The sequence below is a fragment of the Aeromonas sp. S12(2024) genome (assembly GCF_041402305.1).
In the GTDB taxonomy this organism is placed as follows: Bacteria; Pseudomonadota; Gammaproteobacteria; order Enterobacterales; family Aeromonadaceae; genus Aeromonas; species Aeromonas veronii.
On sequence record NZ_JBGLRB010000007.1, the window covers coordinates 60,915 to 79,620 of the forward strand.

The following is an 18,706-nucleotide window of genomic DNA, read 5'->3' on the forward strand; positions in this document are numbered from 1 at the left end:
CCATCCATAACCAGTGACCCACATCACATTCCCATGCTGTAATTCGGCTACATTTCGATCTTTTCTGTTTTGAACGACCATTTTTTGTGATTTATATCACCAGTTCAGCTTTGCCGCTCCTTCGTGCAAAGGTGATTTGCATCACGAATTCAGTTTTTGTATTCGAATGGGACAAATCACTCAATTACTCATCAGCGGGTATTGACGATGGATCTATCGCAACACTCCATTGATTATCAATGAATCAATAAATTTGTAACCCGCTTTCAGTTTTTACGGTTGGTGATGAGGGCTCTTTTGCGGCTGATTGATGGGAATGGGCGCCAACATGCAGGATGCTATCGAGCGGCAGTGTTCGGGGCGCTTGTTTTCCGCGCAGGCCAGATTGCAGATAAAAACAAACCGCCAGCAGGCGGTTTGTCGGTTTTTACGAGCTATCCCCTGTCGGGGGCTGCGGTTTAGTAGAAGCCGGCATCCTCGGGGGAGGGGCGGGTCTTGAAGCGGCGATGGAGCCACATGTACTGCTCTGGCGCCTTGCGCACGGCTGCTTCAATCTCTCGGTTGGCGCGAGCCGCATCGACCATGTCATCCCCGCTCGGGTAGTCGGCGAGCGGCGCGCCGATATGCAGGATGTAACCCTCGCTGGTGCGGATGTTGTAGCAGGGCAGAGTGACGGTGTTCTTCACCCGCGCCAGGGTGGCGGTGCCGGTGATGGTGGCGGCCTGCTCTACCGCGAAGTAAGGCACGAACACGCTGGCGTGGGAGCCGTAGTCGTGATCCGGTGCATACCAGAGGGCGTCACCGTTGCGCAGCGCCTTGATCATCCCCTTCACATCCATCCGGTCCACCAGATATTTGTTGGAGGCGCAGCGACCGTGGTACTGGGCATACTCCAATACCGGGTTGGTGTTGGGGCGATAGACCCCGACCCCGGGGCGCACCAGCCCGAAACAGCGGGCGTTGAGTTCCAGCGTCAGGAAGTGGCAGGAGAGCAGCAGCATGCCCTGGCCTTTTTCCATGGCGGCGATGACGTGCTCTTCCCCTTCCACCTTCATCAGGTTGCGCATCCGCCAGTCTGGCCAGAACCAGGCGATCCCCACCTCGAACACGGCGCAGCCCACGCTCTCGAAGTTTGCCTTGAGCAGTTTCTCCCGCTCATCTCGGGTCAGCTCGGGCATCGCCAGCTCCAGATTGCGACGGGCAATCTTCACCCGGGACTTCAATATCCTGGCGGCGAGACGACCGAGCTGACGGCCCAGCCACATCTGGCTACGCCACGGCAGCAGGGTCAGCAGCCAGAGCAGGCCTAGGCCGAACCAGCTGGCCCAGTAACGGGGATGAAACAGGCGGGGCTCCAGGCGGGGAGCGTTGTCGTGGGCCATGGCTAATCTCTTGTTCGCAAACACAATCGGGGGATTCTAGCCGAAAAGGGGGGGCGGGGGCGAATGGCTGTGTGCTGGTCAGAGGGGTAGCCTGCGTCCGGTTAGCGTGACAGCGGCGGCAACTGCGGTCGGCTTTTTCTACACCGGATAAAAGAGTGTGATAAAATCGCCCGCTGATTTTTCAGGTTTTGAGAGTCGATACAGATGAAGATCACCCTGCCCGATTTTGAAAAAGCCCGCGTTCTGGTCGTTGGCGATGTCATGTTGGACCGTTACTGGCATGGCCCCACCGGCCGGATCTCGCCCGAGGCACCGGTGCCCGTGGTCAAGGTTGAACACATTGAGGAGCGTCCGGGCGGTGCCGCCAACGTTGCCCTCAACTCCGCCGCCCTTGGCGCTCATGCCGTGCTGCTTGGCCTGACCGGTCAGGATGAAGCGGCCGATGCGCTGGCTGGCCAGATGGCTGGCGTCAAGGTGGCCTGTGACTTCGTTCGTCTGGCCGACTTCCCGACCATCACCAAGCTGCGCGTGCTGTCCCGCAACCAGCAGCTGCTGCGTCTGGACTTTGAAGAGCCCTTCCACTCCGTCGATGCCACCCTGCTGATGAGCAAGGTCGAGCAGGCACTGCCAAACAGTGACGTGATGATCCTCTCCGACTACGGCAAGGGTGCCCTCAACGATGTGCCCGGCATGATCCAGCGTGCCCGAGCCGCCGGTATTCCGGTGCTGGTCGACCCTAAGGGGACCGACTTCGAGAAGTATCGCGGTGCCACCCTGCTGACCCCCAACATGTCCGAGTTCGAGGCTGTGGTAGGCAAGGTGAAGAGCGAAGAGGAGCTGGTCGCCAAGGGGTTGGAGCTGGTCAAACGCTTCGAGCTGGATGCCCTGCTGGTCACCCGTTCCGAGAACGGCATGACCCTGATCCGCGAAGGTCAGCCGGAGCTGCATCTGCCGGCTCAGGCCCACGAGGTTTACGATGTGACCGGTGCCGGTGATACCGTGATCTCTACCCTGGCTACCTCGCTGGCGGCAGGCAAGAGCCTGGACGAAGCCTGCGCGCTGGCCAATACCGCAGCTGGTATCGTGGTCGGCAAGCTGGGTACCTCTACCGTTAGCCCGGTCGAGCTGGCCAACGCCCTCTATACCGAGCAGGAGACCGGCTTCGGCGTCATGTCCGAAGCCCAGCTGAAAGTGGCGGTTCGTGCCGCCCGTCTGCGTGGCGAGAAGGTGGTGATGACCAACGGTTGCTTCGACATCCTGCACGCCGGCCACGTCTCCTATCTGGCCAACGCCGGCAAGCTGGGGGATCGTCTGATCGTGGCGGTCAACACAGACGAGTCGGTTCGCCGTCTGAAAGGGCCGGGTCGTCCGGTCAACCCGACCGAGCGCCGCATGGCCGTACTGGCTGCGCTGGGCGCGGTGGACTGGGTAGTGCCGTTTGGTGAAGATACCCCGCAGCGCCTGATCGCCGAGATCCTGCCGGATCTGCTGGTCAAGGGCGGCGACTACAAGCCGGAAGATATCGCCGGTTACGCCGAAGTGACTGCCAATGGCGGTGAGGTGCGCGTTCTCAACTTCGAGGATGGCTGCTCCACCACCGACATCATCAAGACGATCCGCGAGCGCGGCTAACGTTCTGCTGGCCCCGCAATCTGGCGGGGCTCATTATCGGCGGTAGCAAGCCGACAGAAATACGGATAACAAAAAGGCGACCTTGCGGTCGCCTTTTTCATGTCCGATAGCGGCTATCAGCCTTTGGCTTTTGCCGTGGCGGGCATCAGGCCCTGGTTCACTTCCACCAGATCCTGCGCTTCCAGAATACCGGCAGCCTGTTTCAGGCTCAGGATATTGAGGATGTAGTTGTAACGGGCTTCGGAGAGCTTCTGCTTGGCCTCGTACAGCTTGCGAGTAGAGTCCAGCACGTCGACGATGGTACGGGTACCCACTTCGTAACCGGCTTCGGTCGCCTTCAGGGCGCTGTCGGCGGAGACCACAGACTGGCTGTAGGCGCGCACCGAGCCGATGCTGGCGTTCACGTTGTTGTAGGAGGAGCGCACTGTGCTCTGCACCGAGCGGAAGTTCTTCTCAAGCAGTTCGCTGGCCGCTACGTAGTTGTATTGAGCCTGCTTCACCTTGGAGCTGGTGGCGCCACCGCTGTAGATGGGCAGCTTGAAGGTCAGACCGATATTGGCCTGATTGTCATTGCCGCCCGGCATGCTATCCAGCTTGTAATCGGTATTGCTGGTTTGCAGTCCGGCATCCAGATCCAGCGTCGGCTCATGGCCGGTCTTGGCCAGATCGATCTGCTCCTTGGCAATGTCCTTGCTGATGCGGGCACTGTGCAGTTGCAGGTTCTTGTCCAGCGCCAGCTCCAGCCACTTGTCGGAGCCGAAGGCGGTCTTCTGCGGGCTGAAACGATCTGTGTTCAGCACGTCCAGATTGCGATGATCGATACCGGTCAGCTCGCGCAGGGTCTCGTAGCTGTTGTCCAGCGAGTTTTCGGCATTGATCTCGTCAGCCAGCGCCTGGTCGCGGGAGGCTTCGGCTTCATGGACGTCGGTGATGGCGGTCAGGCCCACTTCGAAACGCTGCTGGGTTTGCTCCAGCTGACGCTCTACCGCAACCTTGTTGGCACGAACGAACTCCAGGGTATCCATCGCCTTGAGCACATCAAAGTAGGCTTTGGCGGTGCGCACCATCAGGTTCTGGATTTCGAGGTTGTAGGCAACATCTGACTGGGTAGCCTGCTTCTCGCTGATATCCAGATTGACCCAGTTACTGCGACGATAGAGGGATTGCGACAGCGTCACTTCACCCTTGGCTTTGGTATTGCTCTGGGTATCGTTCTTGTTTTGCAGATAATTGAGCCCGGCACCCAGATCGATCTGGGGCAGCAGAGGAGCACGGGATTCGTTGATCTTCTCGAAGGCCTGGTCGCGAACGGCTTTGGACTGCAGCAACTGCGGGTCTTTGATCTGGGCTTGCTGGTAGATGTCGAGCAGGTTTTCGGCATGGGCACCGGCACTGACGCCCAGCAACACCATGACTGACAAAAGTGTTCTTTTCATAGATCGTTTTAACCTTATGTAGTAACCCAAACTGGTTGCTGGAGAGGCAAATATTGTCACCGACCAAGCTTGATTGCAGCTTAATCACTCTACTATAAGCAAAATTTAATGCTAAGAGTCTCAGGTCCGGTGACGGGAACGTCAAGAACCGGACGCAGTTTTCTCCCCGCGTGCCTAGCCAAATGGTCTGTGGCTGCTAAAATCCACCCCTCATTACCATGGCATGCCGAGTGAATGAACGTTCATTCATGTTCCTCGGATTTTATGGTCAAACTGATACAAGTCAAGCTGACGGGAGCCCCGGATGTCGCAGCAACCCTTGCCGCAAGATCGGCATTACGCCGCCGATGATGTGAAAATCATTGAAAAATCAGCTGGATATAACGGCTTCTTCAAGGTGAATGTCTATCGTCTGCAGCATCGGTTATTTGCGGGCGGCTGGAACCAGCCCATCGTGCGCGAGCTGTTCGAGCGGGGTCATGCCGCCGCGTTGCTTCCCTACGATCCGGTGCGCGACCAGATCGTGCTGGTGGAGCAGTTCCGTATCGGCGCCATGGAGACCAGCCCGACTCCCTGGCTGCTGGAGCTGGTGGCCGGCATCATTGACGAAGGGGAAACCGCCGAGGCGGTGGTGCGCCGCGAAGCGGTGGAAGAGGCCGGGATCGAGGTGGCCCGCTGCGAGCATGCCATCAGCTATCTGGTGAGCCCGGGCGGCAGCACCGAGCGGATCGAGGTCTTTGTGGGCGAGGTGGATGCCAGCAAGGCCGAGGGACTGCACGGTCTGGCTGATGAAGGCGAGGATATCCGGGTGCACGTGGTGAGCCGCGAACAGGCCTACGCCTGGCTTAAAGAGGGACGCATTGACAATGCGGCCTCGGTCATCGCCCTGCAGTGGCTGGCCCTCAACCATGGCGAGCTGCGTGCCCGCTGGCTGGCGGATCGCTGAGGTGGCGCTGACTCTGCAACAGAGCAGGCGCTATGTGCCTGATCTGATGTCCTTGCAGCGTACCTGCGAGGTCAACTACTCACGGGTGTTGATTGATGGAGCTTTGCGATGCCGTTAGTTCAATCCCGGACCAAACGTTATGTGCCGGATTTGATGTCTTTGCAGAGAACCTGCGAGGTCAATTACATGGCGTTGATGAAACTGCTGCCGCCTGATGGGGAAGTCGGGGCCGAGCGCCGCTATCGGGTCGGCAACGATCTGCAGTTCCAGCTCACCATCATTGGCGAGAGTCGCTTCACCAATCAGGTGATCCTGAGCCAGCACAACCCCGAATTGCCCGAATATTTACAAGCTCAGATAGAGATTCGTTTGTATCATGATGTGCGGATGGCGGAAGTGTGTGCAGCGCAACAGATTTCCCGTTTGCAACCACGTTATGATTATCCCAATAAAAAGATGCACCAGCGGGACGAAAAGGAGCAGGTAAATCTGTTTCTGGCCGAATGGCTAAAATTTTGTCTCAGACATGGTACCAGCCCGATCAATATCTCCAGTTGAACAAATAAAAAGAAGCGTGATTTTGGAAACAGAGCTCCCCCAGGCGCAGGACGGCAGTGTGCGCCTGTTGCAAATTACCGACACCCACCTCTTCGCGAGTGCCGAAGGGCGGCTGTTGGCTGTGCGCACCGCAGAGAGTCTGGCCGCCGTGCTGGAACAGGTGCAGGCCAATGAACACCCCTACGAGGTGATTCTGGCGACCGGCGATCTGTCGCAGGATCACAGCCCGGAATCCTATCAGCGTTTCGCCTCCATGATGGCGCCCCTGGGTCGCCCCATCTACTGGCTCCCCGGCAATCACGATGACAGCCCGCTGATGACCGAATACCTGCATGCCGCCGGGATCAGCGAATCCAAACAGCTGGTGGGCGACCACTGGCAGGTGATCCTGCTCGACACCCAGGTGCGCGGCAAACCCCACGGCATGATTGGCGATCACCAGCTGGCCGCTCTCGACCGTGCCCTGCGTCAATATCCTGATCGCCACGCCCTTATCACCCTGCACCATCAGGCGGTACCGGTGGGCTGCGCCTGGCTGGATCAGCACAATCTCAAGAATGCCGATGACCTGTTCGCCGTGCTGGCCCGTCATCCACAGCAGAAGACCATCCTGTTCGGTCACGTCCATCAGGAGTTTGACGAGGTGCACCGCGGGGTGCGGCTGATTGCCAGCCCCTCCACCTGCATTCAGTTCAAACCGCTATCCGACGGCTTCGCGCTGGATGAATCCGGCCCGGGCTGGCGCTATCTCACCCTCTATCCGGATGGGCGGGTGGCCAGCGAGGTGTGGCGCCTGCCGGTGGGGCAGTTTGTGCCCGACCCCAACGCCACCGGTTATTGAGGAGAGCATTGCATGAAGTCGGTTCTCCTTTATCTGCACGGTTTCAACTCCTCACCGGGCTCCGCCAAGGCGCAGCAGATGGCTGCCTGGGTGGCCGCCAATCGGCCGGATATCGAGGTGATCATTCCGGCCCAGCCCAATACGCCAGCGGCGGCCTGGGCGGCTATCGAGCAGACCATCGCCGATCTGCAGCGTCGTTATGGTAGTGAATTCAAACTCGGCGCCGTGGGCAGCTCCCTCGGCGGCTTTATGGCGACCCGGGTGAGCGAGCAGTACGGCTGCCGCGCGGCGCTGATCAATCCGGCGGTGCGCCCGCACGAGCTGCTCTGTGACTACCTTGGCCCCCAGACCAATCCCTATACGGGTGAGCAGTACGAACTGCTGCCTGAACATATGGACGAGCTGCGGGCACTGGCGGTACCTGTGATGGCGCCGGAGCGACTCTGGATCCTGCAACAGCAGGGGGATGAGGTGCTCGACTATCGCAAGGCGCTGGATCAATACCGCTTTGCCCGCCTCTCGCTGGAGTGCGGCGGCAACCACGCCTTTGTCGCGTTCGAGCGCTACCCCGCCCAGATCATCCGTTTCCTCGGGTTATAGTCAGGTTTGAGTCAATAAGGGCGGTCTCGCCCTGCTTGTTCTTCTCCAGATCAAGCTTTCGGTGCGGGGAGTTTGTTCTACCCCCGCCTAGCAGTTAAGATTCCCTCCAAACGTCAATTCGCAAGGCCCTCCATGTCTACTCAATACAATGCGGATGCCATTGAGGTCCTCAATGGCCTTGAGCCGGTGCGTCGCCGCCCCGGCATGTATACCGACACCACCCGGCCCAACCACCTCGGCCAGGAGGTCATCGACAACAGCGTCGATGAAGCGCTGGCAGGTCACGCCCGCAATCTGGAGGTGATCCTGCATGAAGACCAGTCCCTCGAAGTGATCGACGACGGCCGCGGCATGCCGGTCGATATCCACCCGGAAGAGGGGGTCAGCGGGGTGGAGCTGATCCTCTGCAAGCTGCACGCGGGCGGCAAATTCTCCAACAAGAACTACCAGTTTTCCGGCGGTCTGCACGGGGTGGGTATTTCGGTGGTGAATGCCCTTTCCGATCGGGTCGAGGTGACGGTGCGCCGCGACGGTCAGGTCTACGACATCGCCTTCGAGCGCGGCGAGAAGGTGCAGGAGCTGACCATCACCGGCACCTGCGGTCGTCGCAACACCGGCACCCGGGTGCGCTTCTGGCCGCAGGCGAGCTACTTCGATTCGCCCAAGTTCTCGGTCACCAAGCTGGAGCACCTGCTCAAAGCCAAGGCTGTGCTCTGTCCCGGCCTCACCATCAAGTTCCTCGACAAGAACACCGGCATCAAGCTGGAGTGGTGCTACGAGGATGGCCTCAAGGATTATCTGGTCGATGCGGTCAAGCAGTTCACCTGCCTGCCGGAGCAGCCCTTTATCGGCTCGTTCAGCTCCGAACAGTCGGCGGTGGACTGGGCGCTGTGCTGGTTGCCGGAAGGGGGCGAATGCCTCGCCGAATCCTATGTGAACCTCATTCCCACCGCCCAGGGCGGTACTCACGTCAACGGCCTGCGTCAGGGCCTGCTCGATGCCATGCGTGAGTTCTGCGAGTTCCGCAACCTGCTGCCGCGGGGGGTCAAGCTCACTCCGGAAGATATCTGGGATCGCTGCGCCTATATCCTCTCCATCAAGATGCAGGATCCGCAGTTTGCCGGCCAAACCAAGGAGCGCCTCTCCTCCCGCCAGAGCTCGGCGTTTGTCTCCGGCGTGGTGAAGGATGCCTTCAGCCTCTATCTGAACAGCAACACCGAGCTGGCGGAGCAGATCGCCGAGATCTGTATCTCCAGCGCCCAGCGCCGGATGCGCGCCGCCAAGACGGTGGTGCGCAAGAAGATTACCCAGGGCCCGGCCCTGCCCGGCAAGCTGACTGATTGTAACTGCGCCGACCCCATGCAGGGGGAGCTGTTCCTGGTGGAGGGTGACTCCGCGGGCGGCAGTGCCAAGCAGGCGCGGGATCGCGAGTTTCAGGCCATCATGCCGCTGCGCGGCAAGATCCTTAACACCTGGGAGGTGGAGGCAGGTCAGGTGCTCGCCTCGCAAGAAGTGCACGATATCTCGGTCGCCATCGGGCTCGACCCCGACTCCGAGGATCTCAGCGGCTTGCGCTACGGCAAGGTGTGCATCCTCGCGGATGCGGATTCGGACGGTCTACACATCGCCACCCTGCTCTGCGCCCTCTTTGTTAAGCACTTCCGCACGCTGGTGGAGAAGGGCCACGTCTATGTGGCCATGCCGCCCCTCTACCGGATCGATATCGGTAAAGAGGTTTACTACGCCCTCGACGAGGATGAGAAGAACGGCGTGCTGCAACGGGTCGAAGCCGAGAAGAAGAAAGGCAAGGTGATGGTGACCCGATTCAAGGGTCTGGGTGAGATGAACCCGAAACAGCTGCGGGAAACCACCATGGATCCCAACACCCGCCGTCTGGTGCAGCTCACCATGGAGCCGGCAGGAGAGAGCGAAGGGGATGCGGCTGACGAGACCCTGCAGCTGATGGACATGCTGCTGGCCAAGAAGCGGGCGGGTGATCGCCGCGAGTGGTTAGAGGAGAAGGGTAACCTCGCCATCATCTAAGCCGTCGGTCACCTGCCGACCCGCATTTCAGGCATGCCCTCCTGGGGCGCGCCATAGCAAGAGAAAAACATATGAGTGATGCTATCGAGCTCAGTCTGGACGGGGTAGAGCGCCAGCCAATGCGCACCTTTACCGAACAGGCTTACTTGAACTACTCCATGTACGTCATCATGGATCGGGCCTTGCCGCATATTGGCGACGGCCTCAAACCGGTGCAGCGGCGCATCATCTACGCCATGAGCGAGCTGGGTTTGTCGGCCCTCTCCAAGCACAAGAAATCCGCCCGTACCGTGGGTGACGTGCTGGGTAAGTACCACCCCCACGGCGACAGCGCCTGTTATGAAGCCATGGTGCTGATGGCCCAGCCCTTCTCCTACCGCTACCCGCTGGTGGACGGTCAGGGCAACTGGGGTGCGCCGGACGATCCCAAATCCTTCGCGGCCATGCGTTATACCGAGGCGCGGCTGTCCCGCTTCTCCGAGCTGCTGCTCTCCGAGCTGGGGCAAGGCACTGTGGAGTGGACGCCGAACTTCGACGGCACCATGAAGGAGCCGGTGGTGCTGCCCGCCCGCCTGCCGCACATCCTGCTCAACGGGGTGACCGGTATCGCGGTGGGCATGGCGACCGACATCCCGCCCCACAACGCGCGGGAAGTGGCCTACGCCTGTGCCGAGCTGCTCGACAACCCCAATGCGGGGCTCGATGTGTTGATGCAGCACATTCAGGGGCCGGACTACCCGACCAACGCCGAGATCATCACCCCGCGCGACGATATCCGCAAAATCTACGAGACCGGCAAGGGCTCCATCAAGCAGCGGGCGGTCTGGAGCGAGGAGGATGGCGACATCGTCATCACCGCGCTGCCCCATCAGGCCTCCGGCGCCAAGATCATGGAGCAGATCGCTGCCCAGATGGTGGCGAAAAAGCTGCCGATGGTCACCGATCTGCGGGATGAATCTGACCACGAGAACCCGACCCGTCTGGTGATCGTGCCGCGCTCCAACCGGGTGGATGTAGAGGGGCTGATGGCCCACCTGTTCGCCACCACGGATCTGGAGAAGAACTACCGGGTCAACCTCAACATCCTCGGCCTCGACAATCGGCCGCAGGTGAAGTGCCTCAAGACCATCCTCAGCGAGTGGATCCAGTTCCGTCGCGAGACGGTGCGTCGCCGTCTGCAATTCCGCCTCGACAAGGTGCTGGCTCGCCTGCACATCCTCGAAGGCTTGCTGATTGCCTACCTCAACATCGACGAGGTGATCGAGATCATCCGCACCGAGGATGAGCCGGGCAAGGTGATGGTGGAGCGCTTCAACATTACCGAGACCCAGGCCGAAGCGATCCTCGAGCTGAAACTGCGCCATCTGGCCAAGCTCGAAGAGTTCAAGCTGCGTGCCGAACAGAACGAACTGGCCGAAGAGCGAGACAAGCTGGAGCTTATTCTGGGCTCCGAGCGTCGCCTCAACACTCTGCTCAAGAAAGAGCTGCTGGCCGATGCCGAGAAGTACGGCGACGATCGCCGCACCCCGCTGGTGGAGCGTGCTACCGCCGTGGCGCTGACCGAGAAAGAGCTTATTCCCAGCGAACCGGTCACTGTCATCCTCTCCGACAAGGGATGGGTACGCGCCGCCAAGGGCCACGACGTCGATGTGGCAGGGCTCTCCTACAAGGCTGGGGACAGCTATCTGGCCCACGCCTGTGGCCGCAGCAACCAGCAGGCGGTGTTCCTCTCCACGCTGGGCCGCACCTACGCCCTCGAATCTCACACCTTGCCTTCCGCGCGCAGTCAGGGCGAACCGCTCACCGGCCGCTTTGCGCTGGGGGCAGGGGAAGAGGTGCGCCATCTGGTGATGGGCAACGAAGGCGAGCCCTACCTGATCGCCAGCGATGCCGGTTACGGCTTTGTCTGCACCTATGACGACCTGATCGGCAAGAACAAGAACGGCAAGGCGCTGCTCACCGTGCCGGAAGGGGGTCAGGTGATGGCACCCCAGAAGATTGGCTCGCCAGAGACCGATCTCTGCATGGCCATCTCCAACGAGGGGCGCATGCTGCTGTTCCCGCTCAATACCCTGCCGGTGCTCGGCAAGGGCAAGGGCAACAAGCTCATCAGCATCCCCTCTGCTCGGGTCAAGGCTCGGGAGGAGTTTGTGGTGATGGCTGCCGTGATCCCGCAGGGTCAGTCGGTCACCCTGTTTGCCGGCAAGCGCAAGCTGACCCTCAAACCGTCCGATCTCGATTACTATCGCGGCGAGCGCGGCCGCCGTGGCGCCAAGCTGCCCCGCGGTTTGCAGCGAGTTGATCGCATCGAGATTGAACCCGCCGCCGGTGCCGAACCGGTAGCCGGGGAAAATCAGGAAGGGTAATAATTAAAAGGGAGCTATTGTTTGCTCCCTTTTAATTTGTGTTACTGTTTTTATTTTTTTGATCGTAAAGGCTCTTTGTGAAAATCGTTGTATTCATAAGGTATACAGTTCTTTCTCAAATAGCCTGCTCCAGTTCCATTTGTATAGACCACGCCCTTATTTCTCCACTGAATAATACTTGGCCATAAGCTTGGGTTATAATGTAGAGTTTCTGTGTGTATTATAGCCTTTTCGTGATGCTCAGCTGTTTTATAATCAACTACTTTATAACGTGTATATTCACCTTCTTGATAATCAAAAATTGCATAATTAATTCTGTGACGCGCAGGGGGTTTTATTTCGGCCACTGATTTAAATGAGGTATCAATGAATTCATGGTGTTGTATGCTCTTAAAAAACAAGTTTGATCTACAATTTAAAAGCTGATGTTGATTAAATGCTTCAACATCTCTTTTTTGAGATATAGTTGTCCATCCATCTTGATGAGGAATACTATACACATCATAATCATAAGCTACAAACATAATATTAGGGGTTATAGGAAGTAGTAGCAAATCACCTGCAGTACCTAACCCAAAAGATCTAAACTTGGTTCGTTCATCATTCAAATGCCATCTATTTGTAAGTATTGCTGGATCATCAGAGGTTATGAAAGGTAATTCAGTTTTATTGAGAACCAAACAGACTTTTAAGTCGTCAACGATCTCCATATTTTTTGCATAGAGATCCATTGCAATGAGCACAGCCTCTTTGATACCTAAATTAAATTCTTTTCCCTTGACTTGTGCTATATCAGCTAGGCCACTTGTCATTTCGACAGTTCTTTTTGAGGCCGCTTCTGTTCTTAAATATTGAAGAAGCCAGAAGCGCTTTAGCACTGTCCAATGATATTCATTCAGGCTTCTAGGGTTGTGGACAATATCTCTTAATATTGAGGCGTATGCCCGCTCTACGAACTGAATTGCATCCTCTAATTTAGGGTCCTTTCCGTAGAAATAATCTCTTGAACATTGGTTTTTTACTGGAGCAAGAGGGATCGATATTCTCCTGTCAACATTATAAACATTAATGGTTTTGTTTTCTGAATTATGTGTAAACGCTTTAAGATAGCACCTTGGAACAAAATGTTGATTTTTATTTGTTGCCATATAACCCTATTTTCTGTTTAGTCAAGAATACTTATTAAACATAGTGTCAATTGAGTTAAAGTAAATGAAGTTATGTTTTGGTGGGCATTTTATCAGTAGTGGGTGGCTCTTTATTGTGAGCAGAATCAGTTTTTTAAAGCTTAGAGGCTCGTAGATCTGATTAGCGAAGCGTAATCAGACGATCGCGAAAATCGGTTGCCGTAATTTTGCTGGTGCTCCAGCTGATCTCTTCTCTATGTCCATAGCGACCGGGATTGCTGTGCGGACGATTACGCTTTGCTAATCGACCCTACGCGCTCCTGCTTGATTTAACGCTCTGCTGCTTGTCGATGGTTTGCCCCCTCATCCCCGCCCCTTCTCCCCTTGTCTATGGCAAAGAGTGGGAGAAGGGAGCAGAGATCGCAGCCATTTTGGTATGACGTGACAACTAGGGCCAAAGGTTGGCATGCACTTGTCCCCTGCGAGATCGTGCTTCTCAGCGTACCATCTGGTCTTTTGACCCGTCTGCGTGGATCTGATGGATGGCTTCATGGCAATAATGGGGGCATTATTCTGCCTGCACGGCGCTTTCGCTAACTAACAAGGAAGGGGTTCGATGGTCAATATTGGGATGCATTTCGAGATTCCGGTAACGGATATGCAGCGAGCAATTGCCTTCTATTCTGCCGTTTTTGATATCGAATTCGAACGAGTGGAGATCGATGGCAATGAAATGGCGCTATTTCCGCTTATTGACGGTGCCGAAGGCTGCTCTGGTGCGTTGGCCAGAGGGGAGAGTTATGTCCCGAGTCTGGATGGCACGCGTATTTATCTGACGGTGAACGATATTGAGTGGGTGATGGCAGATGCGCTATCGGCGGGCGCCAGGTTGCTTTACCCCGTGACCCGGGTGGGGGAAGTCATCAAGGTGGCCGAATTTCAGGATTCTGAAGGTAACCGGATTGCCTTGCTGGATAAGGCGATTTGCACTGATTAGCGAAGTCTAAACGATCCATCCCACCAAAAGCAGAGGCCCCGCAATCCATGATTGCGGGGCCTCTGGTCTTGTCTGCGGCTCACGCTGCCAGTGGTTCAAATCGATCAGACGGGGATAGCTGTCGCCGCCGGTGGCGGGGTGATTTTCGAGGCGATCAGCAGGCGCAGGAGGGGCACCAGCAGTAGCAACACCACGCCGCCCGCCAGCGAGCCCCAGCCGAGCATATTGAATACCGAGCTGTAACCCGGGTTGGTGGCGACCGGGGTGCTGCCGATATTCTGCGGCATGGCGCCGGAGACATAGCCTGCCAGCACCGAGGCGATGCCGGTCACCATCATCCAGCAGCCCATCAGCAGGCCCTGCAGGCTGGCGGGGGCCAGCTTGCCAATCATGGCGTAGCCGATGGGGGAGATGAGCAGCTCGCCAAAGCTCTGCAGCACATAGCTGATGGCGATCCACTTGAAGGCGACCAGCCCGTCGGCCCCCGCCAGATGGATGCCGAGCGGCAGCACCAGCATGCCGAGCCCCATGCAAAACAGGGAGGCGGCAAACTGGGAGGGGATGTCGATATTCCACCCCTGTTCGCGCAGTCGCTTGAACAGCAGCGCCATCAGCGGGCCACCGATGACGATGACGATAGTGTTGATGTTCTGGATCCACTGGGGGGCGACCCGCAGCCCGAACACGTTGAGGTTGATGTTGTGCTCGGAGAAGAGCATCAGCCCCATGGGCGCCAGCTGGTAGAGCGACCAGAAGATAAGGGAGCCAAGGGCGAGGATCAGGTAGGCCACCATGCGGCTGCGCTCGGCGGCGTCTGGGTGTCGGGCAGTCATCACGCAGAGCAGCACCAGCACCACGGCGCCCAGGATCAGCACGAAGCTGCCGCTGAAGCTGGCGTGGGTCAGCAGCAGACGCAGCGCCGGCACCAGCATGGCCAGAATGGCGATCCCCGCCAGCATGCGGCGGTAGAAGCCGCTCCCTTTGACATGGCGCAGCGGGGTGCTGATATCCGCCAGAATGGGCCAGCAGGCGAAGGTGGCGATGATGGCGATGATGTTGCCCAGCGTCGCAAACAGGAACAGGGTGCGGTAATCCTCGGTGAGCTGGAAGTAGCCCGCCACCGTGAAGCCGATAAAGAAGCCCAGATTCATCCCGGCGTAGTTCCACAGGAAGGCGCTCTCGCGGCGGTGATCATCCGGGGCGAAGCGCTGGGTCAGCATCATGTTGAGGCAGGTGACGTTGAGGCCGCTGCCGGTGAGGAACATGGCGAGCCCCCAGTAGAGGCCGGTGATCCCCATCTCGGCGATGAAGTAGCAGCCGATCACCTGCAGCACCATCCCCATCACGAACAGGTTGCGGTTGCTGAGGTAGCGCCCGCCGAGATAACCGCCAAACAGGTGCAGGCCATAGTTGAAGGCCCCGAAGACCCCCATCATGGCGTTGGCCTGGGATTCGCTGAAGCCGAGCCGCTTGGTGGCGTAGAGCACCAGCGTGGAGTAGAGCACGGCAAACCCCAGGGTCGAGAAGGTCTGGATAAAGAACAGCGCCCCGGAGCCGGGGGGAATGGTGGGGTGTTGATTCGAAGCGCTCACGGTCTGTCTCCTGTGAGAGAAGAAAGTCATAACTCGTCCTGAGAGCGTACCGGTCTGCTGCCGGCTAGCCTTGTGCGCTTCCATGCTGGTCTGAAGGCCGGTCTGTCATTTAGCGGCCAAGCGGTGCAAATAGCCATACCTGAAATTTAATCCGGCGCGATTAATTGCTTTTTATTGATCTATTCCGCCTTTTTATGCGCTATTGAGCCGTGGTTGTAGCTCGATTTAGCACGTGATTGCGACACGGTTGATGTGATCCAGTCGGCTATTTGGTGCCGATTATGGTGCTGTGGCGGGATCTGCGTCCCGCTTTGTTGTCCCGAAACGCAGCTGGCCCCAAGCGGTTGTATCGCAGGTTGTTTATTCATCCTTGGGCATTGAGTGAATAAATATTGGGAAGAGAAGGGGCAGCCTCAGGGTGACTTGCGTGTGTTCTCTCTTTGCTGTCGAGAGGGTGAGGGGAGGATAGAACAACGCCCGGCAGGCCGGGCGTTGTGGTGCGACTGATGGGCGGCGAAAGCGGCCTTAGAAGTCGTGGTAGAGCGGCCAGCCGAGCAGCGGGTGCTTGAGACCGGCGCGCATCTCGATGTTGTCGAGCTTCTCCGGCGAGGCGTTCTCTTTTTGCAGCAGCTGGTACTGGCGCACAAAGCCGAGGGTGTGCAGCAGGTTGGGCACAAAGCCCGGGCTCAACTCCTGCCGCAGGGCGGCGGCCATGTCGGCTGGCAGCGCGCTCAGCATCAGGGCGAGCTGGGCGGCGAGGTAGTCGGTGTCATACCAGCTCTCGTCGAGCTCAATCTCCCGCGCCAGTTTGCGCTTGAGATCCTGCTTCACCTTGAGCGGGGCGGCGCCACAGCCCTTGCCGCAGAGAATGCGGTAGAGCAGCGCTTCGGCCAGCTTGTCCTCCATGGTGGGGTGGTCGCTCTCGCAGGCGAAGAAGTGCTGGTCGATGAGCTCCATTAGGCGGCTTTTGTTGTGCTCGGTCAGCGCCTTCTCGTACTCCTGCCACCCTTGCCACTCCTCCACATCGGGCGGGCTCGAGATCTTGTCCAAGAGCCGCGCATCCACGTCACCGTAGAGGCTGTTGCCAGCCTGCTTGGGGCTGACGGTAATGAGCATGGACCAGCCCTTCTGGAACGGCTTGATGGGGCCTTCCGGCGCCTGCAACAGGGCCAGTGCCTTGGCCGGATCCCGTTGGGATAGCTCCTGCAGACCGAGGCTCACCACGCCGATGACGTCGTGGGCGGCCTGCTCCAGCAGGTGCATCTTGTACTTGTTGTAGTACTTGTCGGCGAATTTGAGGCTCATCAGCACCGCCTTGCCCTTGATGGCGGCGAGCTGCTGCTGACTCAAGAGTTCGTTGTCGCGGCCAAAGCGCAGCACCTGGGTCAGAAAGGGGCCCTGGTTGGCATCGCGAATGACTAACTGCATGAATGGGCTCCTTAATCCAGAAAGCTGAACATGTCGTCGACGTCGCCGTACTCGTCTTCCTCGACCTTGTTCTTCTCTTTGGCCTGCATCACCAGCTCGGCGGCAAACTTGTTGATGATGCCGTCCCAGGTGGAGTGCTCGTTGCGCAGCAGCGACTTGATGGATTTTTCCACCTCGGGGGCCAGCTCGCGAATGAGCATCAAGAGGCTGCGCGGGTCGTCCAGCGCGTAGTCGTGGCTGTCTTCGGCCTGCTGGCGCTCGCTGTAGCGCAGGGACTCTTCGAGATCTTCCTCTTCGGCGTGCAGCACGTCGCGATACCCTTCGTCCTCTTCATAGCGGTCGCCGCGATAAAACTCGATAAAGGGGATGGCGAGGTAGAAGAGACCGGCCGGATCTTCGGCCACGCACTCGAGGATCTCGCGCTGCTTGGCTTCGCTATCCTGGGTGCGGATCAGGTAGTTGAGGAAGTCGAAGGTGTGCTGTTGCAGCTCGTCGGCGTTGTTCTTGATCGCCTCTTCCCAATAGAGCGGCTGCTGGCAGACGATGTCGCGGATCCGCTCCGGGGTCATCAGCTCGGAGATGATGGAGGGGAAGGAGATATCGTGCTGGCCGTTAATCTGGGTCAGGGTAACGATATCAATGTTTTCAATCACTTCTGCCAGCTGGTCGTCAGACATGGTCTTGGCGATCAGCTCGAACTTCTCGCTGGCCTGCTTCGGCTCGATAACGGCCAGCTCTTTGATCTCGATGGCGGTAATTTCTATCAGACTGTTGCTCATGCCTTGCCCCAATTAGAAACGGACTTCGTCGTACATATCCTGATCGCCGTCGTCATCACCATAGCGGTCACTGCCGCCGTGGTAGTCGGCGTCGGCATCTTCCCCGTCTTCATCTTCTTCGTCGCGCAGCTCATAGTCATCATCACCGCGGTGGCTGCCGCGCGGCAGCGGGTTGTCGAGCAGGAACAGCACGGCGCAGGCTTCCATCAGCTGATCTTCGCTCTGGGCCCGCACTGCCTTGACCAGCGGCAGGGCGGCGTTGTTGAAGCCGACGCTCACCTTGAACTCGTCCCAGCTTGGCTGCTCGCCGCTGGCGAGCCACTTGTTCCACTGCGACTTGGCCTTGGCCGGGAACTGCACCCGGCCATAGAGGGCCAGCGGCAGATACTCGGGCATAAACTCCAGCATGCTCATATCGGCCAGCAGCAGGCTCTTCATCTGGTCGGTGAACTGTTCCAGCCCCTTGGGGTCGTCCTGATCCCGGTAGGATTCGATGTTTTCGCTGGCATCGCTTTGCAGCGACTTGAGCCGCGCCTGGTCCCATCTCTTTTGCATAGTTGCTCTTTCTGCCTGCTGTTTCAGGGGTAGAACTGATCCCACATCTCCTGCATGGCGGAGGCGGGGTCGGTCACGATGACGTTGTTGAAATCCTTGATAAAGGCGGCCCGCTGTTTCGGATCGGACAGCACTTCATAGGCCTGCTTTACCTGGTGCAGCTTGATGGCTGCCTGCTCTTTCTCTTCTTCACTGGCCCCGTGCAGCTTGTCGGGGTGGTACTGGTTCGACAGCCGACGATAGGCTTTCTTGATGTCGTTTTCGCTGGCGTTGGACTTGACGCCCAGCACCCGAAAGTAGTTGTTCATGGCAGATCCTGCATCACTGGCATCATAGGATTCACGCTGCGAGTGCCTGATGGTGGGGATTGGCAAACCAGGCACGGCAAAAACCCGTCATTTTAACGGAAACAGCCCGCCAACGC

General features: G+C 58.2%; 16 protein-coding genes. 8 read left to right on the plus strand and 8 right to left on the minus strand.

Going from position 1 to position 18,706, the window contains the following annotated elements; genetic code table 11:
- Positions 1-458 precede the first annotated feature (458 nt).
- On the minus strand, positions 459-1,382 hold the full coding sequence (gene lpxL, locus ACB035_RS08875) for an LpxL/LpxP family Kdo(2)-lipid IV(A) lauroyl/palmitoleoyl acyltransferase (RefSeq protein ID WP_371167102.1): 924 nt from the start codon (positions 1,380-1,382) through the stop codon (positions 459-461).
- A 204-nt stretch (positions 1,383-1,586) separates the two neighbouring features.
- On the opposite strand from lpxL, the gene hldE reads away from it, so the two are divergent.
- Positions 1,587-3,014 carry a bifunctional D-glycero-beta-D-manno-heptose-7-phosphate kinase/D-glycero-beta-D-manno-heptose 1-phosphate adenylyltransferase HldE gene (gene hldE, locus ACB035_RS08880; protein ID WP_127006055.1) on the plus strand — a complete coding sequence of 476 codons (1,428 nt, stop codon included), beginning with the start codon at positions 1,587-1,589 and terminating at the stop codon, positions 3,012-3,014.
- A gap of 116 nt (positions 3,015-3,130) precedes the next feature.
- Here the strand turns inward: hldE and tolC are convergent, their stop codons facing one another.
- On the minus strand, positions 3,131-4,450 hold the full coding sequence (gene tolC, locus ACB035_RS08885; RefSeq protein WP_139443424.1) for an outer membrane channel protein TolC: 1,320 nt from the start codon (positions 4,448-4,450) through the stop codon (positions 3,131-3,133).
- Positions 4,451-4,754: 304 nt separating this feature from the next.
- On the opposite strand from tolC, the gene nudF reads away from it, so the two are divergent.
- From nudF to parC, 6 genes are all read left to right on the plus strand, one after another.
- Positions 4,755-5,396 carry an ADP-ribose diphosphatase gene (gene nudF / locus ACB035_RS08890; RefSeq protein WP_005335901.1) on the plus strand — a complete coding sequence of 214 codons (642 nt, stop codon included), beginning with the start codon at positions 4,755-4,757 and terminating at the stop codon, positions 5,394-5,396.
- Positions 5,397-5,504: 108 nt separating this feature from the next.
- Positions 5,505-5,954 (plus strand): DUF1249 domain-containing protein, encoded by a 450-nt coding sequence (locus ACB035_RS08895; RefSeq protein WP_042052480.1) that lies wholly within the window; start codon positions 5,505-5,507, stop codon positions 5,952-5,954.
- Positions 5,955-5,976: 22 nt separating this feature from the next.
- Positions 5,977-6,795, plus strand: coding sequence for a 3',5'-cyclic-AMP phosphodiesterase (cpdA, locus tag ACB035_RS08900; protein WP_041202814.1), 819 nt, complete (start codon positions 5,977-5,979; stop codon positions 6,793-6,795).
- 12 nt (positions 6,796-6,807) lie between these two features.
- Complete coding sequence (locus ACB035_RS08905) at positions 6,808-7,395, plus strand: YqiA/YcfP family alpha/beta fold hydrolase (RefSeq protein ID WP_100652703.1); 588 nt, start codon at positions 6,808-6,810, stop codon at positions 7,393-7,395.
- A 132-nt stretch (positions 7,396-7,527) separates the two neighbouring features.
- Complete coding sequence (gene parE / locus ACB035_RS08910) at positions 7,528-9,438, plus strand: DNA topoisomerase IV subunit B (protein ID WP_005363090.1); 1,911 nt, start codon at positions 7,528-7,530, stop codon at positions 9,436-9,438.
- Between the two features lie 71 nt (positions 9,439-9,509).
- Positions 9,510-11,804, plus strand: a complete 2,295-nt coding sequence (parC, locus tag ACB035_RS08915; RefSeq protein WP_371167103.1) for a DNA topoisomerase IV subunit A — start codon at positions 9,510-9,512, stop codon at positions 11,802-11,804.
- 50 nt (positions 11,805-11,854) lie between these two features.
- Here the strand turns inward: parC and ACB035_RS08920 are convergent, their stop codons facing one another.
- Complete coding sequence (locus ACB035_RS08920; protein WP_371167104.1) at positions 11,855-12,952, minus strand: DUF4238 domain-containing protein; 1,098 nt, start codon at positions 12,950-12,952, stop codon at positions 11,855-11,857.
- A 595-nt stretch (positions 12,953-13,547) separates the two neighbouring features.
- On the opposite strand from ACB035_RS08920, the gene ACB035_RS08925 reads away from it, so the two are divergent.
- Positions 13,548-13,928, plus strand: a complete 381-nt coding sequence (locus ACB035_RS08925) for a VOC family protein (RefSeq protein ID WP_371167105.1) — start codon at positions 13,548-13,550, stop codon at positions 13,926-13,928.
- A gap of 104 nt (positions 13,929-14,032) precedes the next feature.
- Here ACB035_RS08925 and ACB035_RS08930 read toward each other — a convergent pair whose 3' ends face one another.
- The 5 genes from ACB035_RS08930 to ACB035_RS08950 form a co-directional block, all read right to left on the minus strand.
- Positions 14,033-15,520 (minus strand): peptide MFS transporter, encoded by a 1,488-nt coding sequence (locus tag ACB035_RS08930; RefSeq protein WP_371167106.1) that lies wholly within the window; start codon positions 15,518-15,520, stop codon positions 14,033-14,035.
- Positions 15,521-16,045: 525 nt separating this feature from the next.
- Positions 16,046-16,948, minus strand: coding sequence for a hypothetical protein (locus tag ACB035_RS08935; RefSeq protein ID WP_371167107.1), 903 nt, complete (start codon positions 16,946-16,948; stop codon positions 16,046-16,048).
- 11 nt (positions 16,949-16,959) lie between these two features.
- Positions 16,960-17,727, minus strand: coding sequence for a hypothetical protein (locus ACB035_RS08940; protein ID WP_026035107.1), 768 nt, complete (start codon positions 17,725-17,727; stop codon positions 16,960-16,962).
- Between the two features lie 12 nt (positions 17,728-17,739).
- A complete protein-coding gene (locus tag ACB035_RS08945) occupies positions 17,740-18,282 on the minus strand; it encodes a hypothetical protein (protein WP_042032639.1) in 543 nt (180 codons plus the stop codon).
- 23 nt (positions 18,283-18,305) lie between these two features.
- Positions 18,306-18,590 (minus strand): DnaJ domain-containing protein, encoded by a 285-nt coding sequence (locus tag ACB035_RS08950; protein ID WP_005343121.1) that lies wholly within the window; start codon positions 18,588-18,590, stop codon positions 18,306-18,308.
- Between the last annotated feature and the right edge of the window lie 116 nt (positions 18,591-18,706).

Excerpts from the sequence above, each read along its gene's own strand:
- tolC (WP_139443424.1), bottom strand. The coding sequence starts at position 4,450 with ATGAAAAGAACACTTTTGTCAGTCATGGTGTTGCTGGGCGTCAGTGCC.
- nudF (WP_005335901.1), top strand. The coding sequence starts at position 4,755 with ATGTCGCAGCAACCCTTGCCGCAAGATCGGCATTACGCCGCCGATGAT.
- ACB035_RS08925 (WP_371167105.1), top strand. The coding sequence starts at position 13,548 with ATGGTCAATATTGGGATGCATTTCGAGATTCCGGTAACGGATATGCAG.
- ACB035_RS08935 (WP_371167107.1), bottom strand. The coding sequence starts at position 16,948 with ATGCAGTTAGTCATTCGCGATGCCAACCAGGGCCCCTTTCTGACCCAG.
- ACB035_RS08905 (WP_100652703.1), top strand. The coding sequence starts at position 6,808 with ATGAAGTCGGTTCTCCTTTATCTGCACGGTTTCAACTCCTCACCGGGC.
- ACB035_RS08940 (WP_026035107.1), bottom strand. The coding sequence starts at position 17,727 with ATGAGCAACAGTCTGATAGAAATTACCGCCATCGAGATCAAAGAGCTG.
- hldE (WP_127006055.1), top strand. The coding sequence starts at position 1,587 with ATGAAGATCACCCTGCCCGATTTTGAAAAAGCCCGCGTTCTGGTCGTT.
- lpxL (WP_371167102.1), bottom strand. The coding sequence starts at position 1,382 with ATGGCCCACGACAACGCTCCCCGCCTGGAGCCCCGCCTGTTTCATCCC.
- ACB035_RS08920 (WP_371167104.1), bottom strand. The coding sequence starts at position 12,952 with ATGGCAACAAATAAAAATCAACATTTTGTTCCAAGGTGCTATCTTAAA.
- parE (WP_005363090.1), top strand. The coding sequence starts at position 7,528 with ATGTCTACTCAATACAATGCGGATGCCATTGAGGTCCTCAATGGCCTT.
- parC (WP_371167103.1), top strand. The coding sequence starts at position 9,510 with ATGAGTGATGCTATCGAGCTCAGTCTGGACGGGGTAGAGCGCCAGCCA.
- ACB035_RS08895 (WP_042052480.1), top strand. The coding sequence starts at position 5,505 with ATGCCGTTAGTTCAATCCCGGACCAAACGTTATGTGCCGGATTTGATG.
- ACB035_RS08950 (WP_005343121.1), bottom strand. The coding sequence starts at position 18,590 with ATGAACAACTACTTTCGGGTGCTGGGCGTCAAGTCCAACGCCAGCGAA.
- ACB035_RS08945 (WP_042032639.1), bottom strand. The coding sequence starts at position 18,282 with ATGCAAAAGAGATGGGACCAGGCGCGGCTCAAGTCGCTGCAAAGCGAT.